Here is a 12313-nt window from a genome sequence, read left to right as displayed (position 1 = left end):
AGATCCACCCCAGGCCACTGGCGGCGAAAATCGGGCAACAGCGGCAGTAGCCACTGGATGCAACTGTGGCAATCGAGCGCCAGATGCAGCCTGCCCGCATCGCCGCTCTGCAGGGCCTGCAACTGTTTCTCGGTCTGGGCCAGGGCGGGTAACACCTGACGGGCGAGGGCGAGCAGCTGGCTGCCGGCGGCGGTCAGCACCAGCGGGCGGCTTTTGCGCAGGTAGAGCTCCAGATTGAGGCGGGTCTCCAGCTCTTTGAGCTGGTGGGAGAGGGCGGACTGGGTGAGGTTGAGGGTCAGCGCCGCACCGGCCAGCGAGCCCTGCTCGGCCAGTGCGGTCAATGTTTTCAAGTGTTTGATCTCTATCCCTGCATTGCTTGGCACTGCCATAAGATGGCTCCTTGTGAGATTGCGTATGGCGCTGAGGTTGCGGTCGGCGGTTACCCTGTTGCGCTTCTTGACTCCGGCACCTCTTGCACCTGTAAACATCGGCCTCTGTATCCTCGCGGTGAACCTGATTGGCGGTCAGTTGAGGATTATTTGAGAGCCACTTGAAGAGGATTCAATAGCCAGCGTCACCTTATCTTGTCATTTTGGATGTGTAAACATCTGGATGGCTAAATCATCCAGTTTCCCATCAGATGAATGAGCATAAGGAAATGAACCTATGACACGAGCACACACCCTGGGCTTCCCCCGTATCGGCGCCAAGCGCGAGCTGAAATTTGCCCTCGAATCCTACTGGCGTGGCGAGACCACTCAGGCCGAACTCGTTGCCGTGGGCAAGACGCTGCGTGAGCGCCATTGGCAGGCCCAGCACGGCGCCGGGGTCAATCTGCTGCCGGTGGGCGACTTTGCTTGGTACGATCAGGTGCTCGGTACCAGCCTGCTGGTGGATGCGGTGCCTGCCCGCCACCGTCATGGCGAGACCGATCTCGACACCCTGTTCCGGGTGGCCCGTGGCCGTGCGCCGACCGGCCCGGCGGCGGCGGCCGCCGAGATGACCAAATGGTTCAACACCAACTATCACTATCTGGTGCCGGAATTTAGCCGTGATCAGCGCTTCAAACTGGGCTGGAGCCAGCTGTTTGATGAGGTGGAAGAGGCCAAGGCGCTGGGGCTGCCGGTCAAGGCGGTGCTGCTGGGGCCGGTCTCCTACCTCTGGCTCGGCAAGGAGAAAGAGAGCGGCTTCTCCCGCCTTGAACTGCTCGATCGCCTGCTCATCGTCTATCAGGAGATCCTGGCCAAGTTGGCCGCCCAGGGAGTGGAGTGGGTACAGATCGATGAACCTGCGCTGACGCTGGACTTGCCGGACGAGTGGCGGCTGGCCTACCTCAACGCCTACGAGCGCCTCACGGGCCCCTGCAAGCTGCTGCTCACCACCTATTTCGGTTCGGTGGCTCATCAGCGCGACATCATCACCAGCCTCAAGGTAGATGGCCTGCATCTGGATCTGGTGGCCGCCCCCGAACAGCTGGAGACCCTGGTGCCGCATCTGCCCGCCCAGTGGGTCATCTCAGCCGGGGTGATCAACGGCCGCAACGTCTGGCGTGCCAATCTGGCCAAGCTGGCGCCGACTCTGAAGGCACTGAAAGCCAAACTCGGCGAGCGGCTCTGGGTGGCCTCATCCTGCTCATTGCTGCATAGCCCGGTGGATTTGACCCTGGAGCAGGAGCTGGATCCCCAGACCCGCAGCTGGTTCGCCTTCGCCTTGCAAAAATGTTTCGAGCTGGGACTGCTCAGAGAGTATCTGGATGGGGGCGAGCTCGACAAAATCACCGCCTACAGCCAGCCCATCGTCGATCGGGAGTCCGACAGCCGGGTGCACAAAAAAGCGGTGCAGTCACGGCTCGCCAGCCTCACCAACAGCGATTTTGATCGCCACAGCCCCTATCCGGTCAGGGCCGAGCTGCAGCGCTCGGATCTCAAGCTGCCGCTGCTGCCCACCACCACCATCGGCTCCTTCCCGCAGACCTCCCAGATCCGGGTGTTGCGGCAGGATTGGCGCGCCGGTCGCATCGATGACAGCGCCTACGAGGCTGGCATTAAGGCCGAGATCCGCGATGCCATCGCGCGTCAGGAGGCCATCGGGCTGGACGTGCTGGTTCATGGTGAGGCCGAGCGCAACGACATGGTGGAGTATTTCGGTGAGCTGCTGGATGGCTTTGCCATCACCCGCTTCGGCTGGGTACAGAGCTATGGCTCACGCTGCGTCAAGCCGCCGGTGATCACCCGTGACATCGACCGCCCGACTCCCATGACGCTCGAATGGACCCGATTTGCCCAGAGCCTGACCGACAAGCCGGTGAAGGGGATGCTGACTGGCCCTGTGACCATCCTCTGCTGGTCCTTCCCGCGGGAAGATGTGAGCCGCGAGCAATCCGCCCTGCAAATCGGCCTTGCCATTCGCGACGAGGTGGCAGATCTGGAAGCCGCTGGCATCAAGATCATCCAGATCGACGAACCGGCGATCCGCGAAGGCTTGCCCCTGCGCAAGCAAGATCATCAGGCCTATCTCGACTGGGCGGTGCGGGCCTTCCGTCTGAGTGCAAGCCCGGTGGCGGACCGCACCCAGATCCACACTCACATGTGTTACAGCGACTTCAACCTCATCATCGAGGCGGTGGCGGCGCTGGATGCGGATGTGATCACCATAGAGACCAGCCGCAGCCAGATGCAGCTGCTCGAAGCGTTCGAACGCTTCAACTACCCCAACGAGATTGGCCCGGGCGTCTACGACATCCACTCGCCGAACGTGCCGAGCCAGAGCTGGATTGAGGGGTTGCTGCGCAAAGCCGCCAAACAGATCCCGGCCGAGCGGCTCTGGGTCAACCCGGATTGCGGCCTCAAGACCCGCGGCTGGGAAGAGACAGAAGCCGCCCTCAAGGTGATGGTCGATGCTACCAAGGCGCTGCGGGCCGAGCTGGCGTAACCGGCAAGCCGTGACCGCCATCGATAAGGTGGCGTGCTGACAAACGAACGAGAGAGGGGAAGCCATTGCTTCCTCTCTCTTTTTTCGCTGGCCACTTTTCCACTGGATCCTGAACCTTGCCGCAGCCCGCTTTGCACTAGGCTCAGAGGTGGCAGAAGTGGATGGAGTCGCGGCCATGAGAGTCAGTCTGGGGAGTGCAATCCTGTGGGGATTGCTGATGTGGCAGAGTGCATGGGCGGCGCCAGCGGCCGAGTTGAAGCTGGTCTACTTTGACGACTTTGCCCCATATTCGTGGCGTGACGAACAGGGCAGGATGCGCGGGCTGATGATCGACGTGATGGATCGGGTGGTTGCGCAGATGGGGCTGCGGGTGCGCCATGAAGGTTATCCGTGGCAACGGGCGCAAAAACTGGTGCGGATGGCGCAGGCCGATGGCTTTGTCACCATCGCTACCCGGGAGCGGCGCAGCTATACCCTGGTTGTGGAAGAGCCGGTCACCACCACTGTGCTAACCATTTTTACCCAGCGTGCCCATCCCCGCATGGCGGAATTTCAGCGTGCCAACCGCTTGAGCGACTTCAAATCGCTTACCTTTCTCGACTATTTCGGTAACGGCTGGGGCAAGGAGAACCTGGCGGGCTTCACCGTTCATCACACCATCAATGTTGATAACGTTTTCAAAATGCTGGCGGCGGGTCGGGGGGATCTGATGGTGACCGACCCACTGGTGGCACGTTTCAAACTCAACCAGCTGGGTCTCTCCGGGCAGGTGGTCGAGGTGCCGCTGCAGCTTGACGCTACCCCGTTCAATCTCTGCATCGGCAAGCACTCCCGCTTCAATACCCGGATAACCGAGTTCAACCGAGCCCTGCAACGGTTGCGACAAAGCGGCGAGTTGGCGCGTATCGTCGAACGCTATCGTTGATGCGCGGCCGCCATCTGCGGTTTGCCAAGGGCGTGTCTATCTTGGCGTCATATCAGAAATGGTTGCCCAGAAGGCATCGATCAAGGGCCCCTTGCTGTGGGGCGGACGGATAAGGCCAATGGTCCAGCAGGCTTCCCCATCTCTAAGGGACAGGGTGAGTACATCCGGGTGCTCTATGGTGGTGGAGGAGGGGACCAGGGTCCAGGCGATCTCTGCCGCCGCGGTGGCGACGCCAGCGGCGAAGTCGTTGACGTACTGGATATCGCGAAAACGCAGCCCGCTCTGGGCCAGATAGTTCATCAGGTGATCGTAAAACGACGGCGCCTTGTCCCGACGCAGGATCGCCAGCGGCTTGTCCACCAGATCCGCCAACTCCCTCACATCGCGGTAGCTGGCGGGCAGCACGGCGACAAAGTGGGCTTCGACCACCGGCAGGGCGTGCCACCCCTTGGGGGCGGGCAGGCGGCAAAAACCGAGATCCAGCTTGCCTTCACTGAGCGCCAGTAGCTGGTGGTGGGTGGAGAGATCGTTGAGCTCGATGGTCACTTTCGGCCGCTCGGCGCGAAAGCGGGCGATGGCGGCGGGCACCAGGATCTTGGTGGCCACACCAAAGCCGATACGCAGGGTGCCGACATTGCCCGCCAGCACGTCGCGGGCGGTGCGCGAGAGCTGCTCGCTCTGGATGACCACAGCGCGGGCATCTTCATACAGCGCCCTGCCCAGTCCGGTGAGGCGAGTGGTACTGGCGTTGCGCTCGAACAGCTCGCCGCCCAGCTCCTCCTCCAGCCGCCTGATCTGTTTGCTCAGGGCCGACTGGGTAACGTGCTGACGCACCGCTGCCTGGCCGAAGTGCAGCACCTCCCCCAGAGTGACGAAGGCTTTCAGATCCCGTAGCTCCATCAGGGCTCCTTTCATTCCTGTTGGGAATGTTGAGTGGTCAAATTTGTCATTGGACGGAATTTTAGAAGTGATGGATGCTTATGCCAATTCATTTCGGGCGCCCCGACAGGGGGCGCCGAGTTATCAGAGATGGCTGACACCATCAGCGCAGAAGGAGCAACACCAGATGCATCACCACAAGTTCAACGACTTCCCGAGCGATTTTCTGTGGGGCGCCGCCTCCGCCGCCTATCAGGTGGAGGGGGGCTGGAATGCCGATGGCAAGGGGCCCTCGGTGTGGGATCTCTTCACCAAGCTGCCGGGCAAGACCTTTGAGGGGAGCAACGGCGATGTGGCGGTGGATCACTACCACCGCATGGAAGAGGACGTGGCGCTGATGGCCGAGATGGGGCTCAAGGCCTACCGCTTCTCGGTGAGCTGGCCGCGCATCTATCCCACCGGTCGGGGGGAGGTGAACGAGGCGGGGCTGGCTTTCTACGAGAAGTTGATCGACACCCTCTTGGCCCACCAGATTGAGCCGGTACTGACCCTTTATCACTGGGATCTGCCGCAGGCGCTGCAGGATGAGTACGGCGGCTGGGAAGACCGACGCATTATCGAGGATTTCGAGCGCTACTGCGTGACCCTCTATCAGCGTTTTGCCGGCAAGGTGAAGTACTGGGTGTCGCTTAACGAGCAGAACTACAACCTGACCAACGCCTATCAGCTCGGCACCCATCCGCCCGCAGTGCAGGATCGCAAGCGCTTCTTTGCCGCCAACCATATCGCGTTTCTGGCCAATGCCCGAGTGATCAAGGCGTTTCGCCAGCATGTGCCAAACGGCCTCATCGGCCCGAGCTTTGCCTACTCCCCTGCTTATCCGGCGTCGTGCGATCCGAAAGATATGCTGGCCTATGAGAACGCCGAGGAGTTCAACAACCTCTGGTGGCTGGATGCCTACTGCTTTGGCCGCTATCCGCAGGCGGCGCTCGCTTACTTGCGAGAAAACGGCGAGGCGCCGGAGATCCTGCCGGGCGATATGGAGTTGCTGCGAGAGGGGACGCCCGACTACATCGGCGTCAACTACTACTACACCCTGACCTACACAGATAACCCCTTGGGCGGTCAGACCCTGCAGCGGATCAACACCACCGGCAAGAAGGGCACTACCCCGTCCAGCGGCATCCCCGGCCTCTACAAGACGGCACCCAATCCGCACCTTGAGACCAGCAACTGGGACTGGGCCATCGACCCGACCGGGATGCGCATCGCCCTGCGTCGCCTCTCTTCCCGCTATGGCCTGCCGCTGATGATCACCGAGAACGGTCTTGGCGAGTTCGACAAGCTGGAGGCGGGCTACAAGGTGAACGATGAGTACCGCATCGATTACCTGCGCAGCCACGTCAAGGCGTGCCAGGAGGCGATGCAGGATGGGGTGGAATTGCTCGGCTACTGCGCCTGGTCGTTCACCGACATCCTGAGCTGGCTCAACGGCTATCAGAAGCGCTACGGCTTCGTCTATGTGGAGCGTGACGAGCAGGGGGGCTCCCTTCGCCGGATCAAGAAGGCGAGCTTCCACTGGTATAGCCAGGTGATTGCGAGCCAGGGCAAGCAGCTCTGACGGTTTATCGCGTCGCGTAACCAGTGGGCCTGGGCAATCCCCAGGCCCACGCTGTTTGTGGCGGGGGAGAGGGGGCAAGCCGGTTTCTCACCGTGCGACTCATCCCTGTTTGCTGATTTTTGTCCTGCCAAAGCCGCCGACCCCTGCTATTATCTGCGGCCGAACATGAGCCAATAAAAATCAGGATATCGTGATGACTGACCACACTTTTATTCCCGGCAAGGACGCGGCGCTGGAAGACTCCATCGAACGCTTCCAGACCAAGCTGAAAGCCTTAGGGTTTGATATCGAAGAGGCCTCCTGGCTCAACCCCGTGCCGAACGTCTGGTCGGTGCATATTCGGGACAAAGAGTGCGCCCTCTGCTTCACCAACGGCAAGGGTGCCAGCAAGAAGGCGGCCCTCGCTTCCGCCCTTGGCGAATATTTCGAGCGTCTCTCCACCAACTACTTCTTTGCCGACTTCTATCTGGGTGAGCAGGTCGCCAACGGCGATTTCGTTCACTACCCGAACGAGAAGTGGTTCCCCATCGAGGGTGACCAGTTCCCGGCCGGTCTGCTCGACAGCTTCACCCGCAAGTTTTACAACCCGGATGGTGAAGTGACCGCCGACATGCTGGTGGATCTGCAGTCAAACAACGAAGAGCGCGGTATCGTCGCCCTGCCGTTCGAGCGTCAGTCCGATCACGAGACCGTCTACATCCCGATGAACATCATCGGCAACCTCTATGTCTCCAACGGCATGAGCGCTGGTAACACCAAGACCGAAGCGCGCACTCAAGCGCTCTCCGAAGTGTTCGAGCGCCACGTGAAGAACAAGATCATCGCCGAGGCCATCAGCTTGCCGCTGATCCCGGACGAGGTGATTGCCCGTTATCCGGGGATTGCCGCCTCCATCGCCGCCCTCGAAGCGGAAGGTTTCCCCATTTACAGCTTCGATGCTTCCCTCGGTGGCCGTTATCCGGTCATCTGTGTGGTGCTGCTCAACCCGAGCAATGGCACCTGCTTTGCCTCCTTCGGCGCCCACCCGCGCTTCGAAGTGGCCTTCGAGCGGACCGTCACTGAGCTGCTGCAGGGCCGCGGTCTCAAGGATCTCGACGTGTTCGTGCCGCCGTCATTCGACAACGAGCAGGTGGCGGATCACCACAACCTCGAGACCCACTTCATCGACTCCTCGGGCCTTATCAGCTGGGATCTGTTCAAGCAGGATGCGGACTTCGAGTTTGCCGACTGGGATTTTCGTGGCACCTCGCAGGAGGAGTTCGATCACCTGATCGGCATCTTCCATGAGCTGGAGCAGCCGGTCTATATCGCCGACTACGAGCATCTGGGTGTCTACGCCTGCCGCATTCTGGTGCCGGGCATGTCCGACATCTATCCGGCCGAAGATCTGCTGCTGGCCAACAACAATATGGGCGCCAACCTGCGCGAAGTGATCCTGGCACTGCCATCACTTGATTGGGACGCCGAGCAGTACATGGCGTTGTTTGATCAACTGGATGAAGAGGGGCACGACGAGCGCACCCGTGTACGCGAGCTGCTGGGCATCGCCGCTGCCAAGGGTACCGCGCTGCACACCCTGCGCGTTGGCGAGCTGAAAGCCATGCTGGCGCTGGCCGCCGGTGAGCTGGAGACCGCACTGGATCTCATCGACTGGACCATGGAGTTCAACCAGTCGGTGTTCACTGCCGAGCGTGCCAGCTACTACCGCGCCCTGCGCGCCTGCGTCGAGTTGTTCCTCGACGAGGAGCGGGATCCGGAGCAGTATCGCGCCGTCTTCACCCGCATGTATGGTGAAGAGACGCTGGCACAGGCCTGGGCCAACGCCAGTGGCGAAGCGCGCTTCCACGGGTTGGAGACGGCCGACTTGTCGCTCTCTCAATTCCCGCTGCACCAGAAGCTGCTGGCGGCTTACGAGAAGCTGCAAAAGGCCAAGCGTGCCCATCACTGGGCGTGATCGTTGCTGTAAAGGAAGGGGCCGTGTGGCCCCTTCTGTTTATCGTGCGGCAAGGCACGGGATAGTTATTCAAAGATGAAATAAAAAACAAAAAATACCCCTAAGGGGGTTGATGGCAGGGCAGGGGATGTGCTGTCGATCTGCAAAGATATCTTGCCAATACCATATTTCCATGCACTGGAATAAATTCTTTAAAATCATTGCATTAAAAATGTGATATTTCTGTTTCAGCTGATACCTGGTGTAAAGTGGCGTAGCCATCACACTAAAATATTTGTAGTAAAATTACATTCGCACTCTGATAAACTTGATCAATGTCAATTTTGGCTATTTGGCCCTTTGTTATGATTTCAACAGGCAAAACATTCAGGTAGAAAATAATTGAAAGCTGAATCTCCATTCGATTGTCTCAAGCCCGAAGCCATCGCTGCACTGGCTGAAGACATCACCTATGCCAAGGCTACCAAGCCGGCATACAAGGTCATTCCACTGGCCATTACCGCAGGCGCTTTCATCGCCATCGCATTTATCTTCTACATCACAGTGACGACCGGAACCGGCTCCATGCCTTGGGGTATGGCCAAGTTGGTGGGCGGTCTCTGCTTCTCTCTCGGACTTATTCTCTGTGTGCTGCTCGGTGCCGAGCTGTTCACCTCCACCACCCTGACGTTGGTGGCCAAGGCTGCCAATCGCATCAGCTGGGCTCAGCTGCTCAAGAACTGGGGTCTGGTCTACTTCGGCAACCTGATTGGCGGTCTGCTGATGGTGGCGCTGATCATCGTTTCTGCAGAGTACACGGCAGCAGACGGCCAGTGGGGCCTTAACGCCCTGAAAGTAGCCCAACACAAAATTCACCACACCTTCTTCGAAGCGGTGGCGCTGGGTATCCTCTGTAACCTGATGGTATGTCTTGCTGCCTGGATGGCTTTTGGAGCCCGCAGCGCGACTGACAAGGTAGTGGTTATGCTGCTGCCGGTTGCCATGTTCGTTGCATCAGGTTTCGAGCACAGCATCGCAAACATGTTTATGATTCCGGTTGGTATCGCTATCCACAGCGTGGCTAGTCCGGAATTTTGGCAGGCCATCGGCCAGGATCCGGCAACCTTTGCTGACCTGACCGTATCCAACTTCGTCCTACACAACCTCATCCCCGTGACCATCGGCAATATCATCGGTGGTGGCGTGATGGTTGGTCTGACTTACTGGTTTATCTTCCGTCGTCATCATTAAGGATGATTGCGGGATACTACATCAATACCGTGTGAGGTAATGAAAAATGGCAGAACTTAACGAACAGTTCCAAAAAGCATGGGAAGGCTTCGCGGCCGGTGAATGGCAGACCTCTGTCAACACCCGTGACTTCATCCAGAAGAACTACACCCCGTATGAAGGTGACGAGTCCTTCCTGGCTGGCGCGACCGAAGCGACCACCAAGCTGTGGGACAAGGTCATGGAAGGGATCAAAATCGAGAACCGCACTCATGCGCCGGTTGATTTTGATACTGACCTGCCCTCCACCATTACCGCACACGATGCCGGTTATATCGATCAGAGCCTGGAGCAGATCGTTGGTCTGCAGACTGACAAGCCGCTGAAGCGCGCCATCATCGCCAACGGCGGTATCAAGATGGTTAAAACTTCTTGCGAAGTGTACGGTCGTCAACTGGACCCGATGGTCGAGAAGATCTTCACCGAATACCGCAAGACTCACAACCAGGGCGTGTTTGACGTTTACACCAAAGACATCCTGAACTGCCGCAAGTCTGGTGTTATCACCGGTCTGCCGGATGCCTACGGCCGTGGCCGTATCATCGGTGACTACCGTCGTGTTGCTCTGTACGGTGTTGACTTCCTGATGGCCGACAAACTGGCCCAGTTCAAGTCCCTGCAAGCTGACCTGGAAAACGGCGTCAACCTGGAAGCCACCATCCGTCTGCGCGAAGAGATCTCCGAGCAGCACCGTGCCCTGGCACAGATGAAGGTGATGGCTGCCAAGTACGGTTGCGATATCTCCGTACCGGCCAAGAACGCTAAAGAAGCCGTACAGTGGACCTACTTCGCCTACCTGGCGGCAGTCAAGTCCCAGAACGGTGCAGCCATGTCCTTCGGTCGTACCTCCAGCTTCCTGGATATCTACATCGAGCGTGACCTGCAGAAAGGCCTGATCACCGAGCAAGAAGCCCAGGAGCTGATGGACCACATGGTCATGAAGCTGCGTATGGTTCGCTTCCTGCGTACTCCGGAATACGATTCACTGTTCTCCGGCGACCCGATGTGGGCGACCGAGACCCTGGCTGGTATGGGCGTTGACGGCCGTACTCTGGTCACCAAGAACAGCTTCCGTATGCTGAACACCCTGTACACCATGGGCCCGTCCCCTGAGCCGAACCTGACCATCCTGTGGTCCGAGAAGCTGCCGGTCGGTTTCAAGAAGTACTGTGCCAAGGTATCCATCGAGACCTCTTCCGTTCAGTACGAGAACGACGATCTGATGCGTCCGGATTTCAACAACGATGACTACGCCATCGCTTGCTGTGTATCCCCGATGATCGTTGGTAAGCAGATGCAGTTCTTCGGTGCTCGTGCCAACCTGGCCAAGACCATGCTGTATGCAATCAACGGTGGTATGGACGAGAAGCTCAAGATCCAGGTCGGTCCGAAAACCGAGATGGTCAAGTCCGAGTACCTCGACTACAACGACGTAATGGATCGTCTGGACCACTTCATGGATTGGCTGGCCAAGCAATACGTTGCTGCGCTGAACATCATCCACTACATGCACGACAAGTACAGCTACGAAGCCTCTCTGATGGCGCTGCACGACCGTGACGTATATCGCACCATGGCGTGTGGTATCGCTGGTCTGTCTGTAGCCGCTGACTCCCTGTCTGCCATCAAGTACGCCAAGGTCAAGCCGATTCGTGACGAAGATGGCGTTGCCATCGACTTCGAAATCGAAGGCGAATACCCGCAGTTCGGTAACAACGACGCTCGCGTCGATGATATCGCCTGTGACCTGGTTGAGCGCTTCATGAAGAAGATTCAGAAGCTGAACACCTACCGTGGTGCTGTCGCTACCCAGTCTGTTCTGACCATCACCTCCAACGTGGTATATGGCAAGAAGACCGGTAACACCCCGGATGGCCGTCGTGCTGGTGCTCCGTTCGGCCCGGGTGCAAACCCGATGCACGGTCGTGACCAGAAAGGTGCTGTTGCTTCCCTGACTTCCGTAGCCAAGCTGCCGTTCGCTTACGCTAAAGATGGTATCTCCTATACCTTCTCCATCGTACCGAATGCACTGGGTAAAGATATGGAAGCCCAGAAAGCCAACCTGGCTGGCCTGATGGACGGTTACTTCCACCACGAAGCCAACGTAGAGGGTGGTCAGCACCTGAACGTGAACGTGATGAACCGTGAAATGCTGCTGGACGCCATGGAAAACCCGGAGAAATATCCGCAGTTGACCATCCGCGTATCCGGTTATGCCGTTCGCTTCAACTCTTTGACCAAAGAGCAACAGCAAGACGTCATCACCCGTACCTTCACTGCTTCTCTGTAATCGAGACATAGTGAGCAAAAACCGGCGCCAAGGCGCCGGTTTTTTTATGCGTGCGATTCAGGGGGAGTAATCATCCCCTGTGAATCGCCTCCGGTTCCATCGCAACCACAACAGTTGTTACTGGGTATTCGAAGAGGATTAAGGGGAGGGGCTCACCAAGATTGACCTAGGCCCCGTCTGTAATGCGATTGTGCTTTATTCGCGCTCTAAGGGGATAGGCGGTTGCTTTGCCTGCCATTGCATCAGTGTTGCTATGGCTCGTGGAACAGCTGATCAGGTTTAAGGGGTGAACAGAGGCGCCATCGCGGGTATCAAGCAATACCCATAAGCCTGTGACTATGGAATCATTCTCTGCCTCTGCCTCTGCCTCTGCCTCTGCCTCTGCCTCTGCCTCTGCCTCTGCCTCTGCCTCTGCCTCTGCCTCTGCCTCTGCCTCTGCCTCTG

The 12313-nt window shown here is 58.6% G+C and carries 8 protein-coding genes; 6 read left to right on the top strand and 2 right to left on the bottom strand.

Annotated features, from left to right (window positions below; all coding sequences use genetic code 11):
• Positions 1–389: LysR family transcriptional regulator (locus AB5Y85_RS07215; RefSeq protein ID WP_368221295.1), on the bottom strand; the 389-nt coding region annotated here is incomplete at its 3' end.
• 277 nt (positions 390–666) lie between these two features.
• Here AB5Y85_RS07215 and metE point away from each other — a divergent pair.
• Together metE and AB5Y85_RS07205 are read left to right on the top strand one after the other, a co-directional pair.
• Positions 667–2931 carry a 5-methyltetrahydropteroyltriglutamate--homocysteine S-methyltransferase gene (metE, locus tag AB5Y85_RS07210; RefSeq protein ID WP_368221294.1) on the top strand — a complete coding sequence of 755 codons (2265 nt, stop codon included), beginning with the start codon at positions 667–669 and terminating at the stop codon, positions 2929–2931.
• A gap of 175 nt (positions 2932–3106) precedes the next feature.
• Positions 3107–3856, top strand: coding sequence for a substrate-binding periplasmic protein (locus AB5Y85_RS07205; protein WP_368221293.1), 750 nt, complete (start codon positions 3107–3109; stop codon positions 3854–3856).
• Between the two features lie 36 nt (positions 3857–3892).
• On the opposite strand, the gene AB5Y85_RS07200 is transcribed toward AB5Y85_RS07205, so the two are convergent.
• Positions 3893–4756 carry a LysR family transcriptional regulator gene (locus AB5Y85_RS07200; RefSeq protein ID WP_257687633.1) on the bottom strand — a complete coding sequence of 288 codons (864 nt, stop codon included), beginning with the start codon at positions 4754–4756 and terminating at the stop codon, positions 3893–3895.
• Positions 4757–4922: 166 nt separating this feature from the next.
• Here AB5Y85_RS07200 and AB5Y85_RS07195 point away from each other — a divergent pair, with 166 nt between their 5' ends.
• From AB5Y85_RS07195 to pflB, 4 genes are all read left to right on the top strand, one after another.
• Positions 4923–6356 carry a glycoside hydrolase family 1 protein gene (locus AB5Y85_RS07195; protein ID WP_368221292.1) on the top strand — a complete coding sequence of 478 codons (1434 nt, stop codon included), beginning with the start codon at positions 4923–4925 and terminating at the stop codon, positions 6354–6356.
• A gap of 193 nt (positions 6357–6549) precedes the next feature.
• Entirely contained in the window at positions 6550–8310 is a 1761-nt protein-coding gene (gene ycaO, locus AB5Y85_RS07190; protein WP_368221291.1) for a 30S ribosomal protein S12 methylthiotransferase accessory factor YcaO, read from the top strand.
• Positions 8311–8691: 381 nt separating this feature from the next.
• The gene (focA, locus tag AB5Y85_RS07185; protein WP_005333620.1) at positions 8692–9540 is read left to right on the top strand and encodes a formate transporter FocA; all 849 of its coding nucleotides are present in this window, start codon (positions 8692–8694) and stop codon (positions 9538–9540) included.
• Positions 9541–9586: 46 nt separating this feature from the next.
• Positions 9587–11869 carry a formate C-acetyltransferase gene (gene pflB / locus AB5Y85_RS07180; protein WP_005333618.1) on the top strand — a complete coding sequence of 761 codons (2283 nt, stop codon included), beginning with the start codon at positions 9587–9589 and terminating at the stop codon, positions 11867–11869.
• Positions 11870–12313 lie beyond the last annotated feature (444 nt).

Origin of the sequence: Aeromonas sp. R3-1, from assembly GCF_040908345.1 — a bacterium.
Lineage (GTDB): Bacteria > Pseudomonadota > Gammaproteobacteria > Enterobacterales > Aeromonadaceae > Aeromonas > Aeromonas veronii.
The sequence above is the reverse complement of the archived record's forward strand: the minus strand, read 5'-3'. Positions and strand labels throughout refer to the sequence as shown.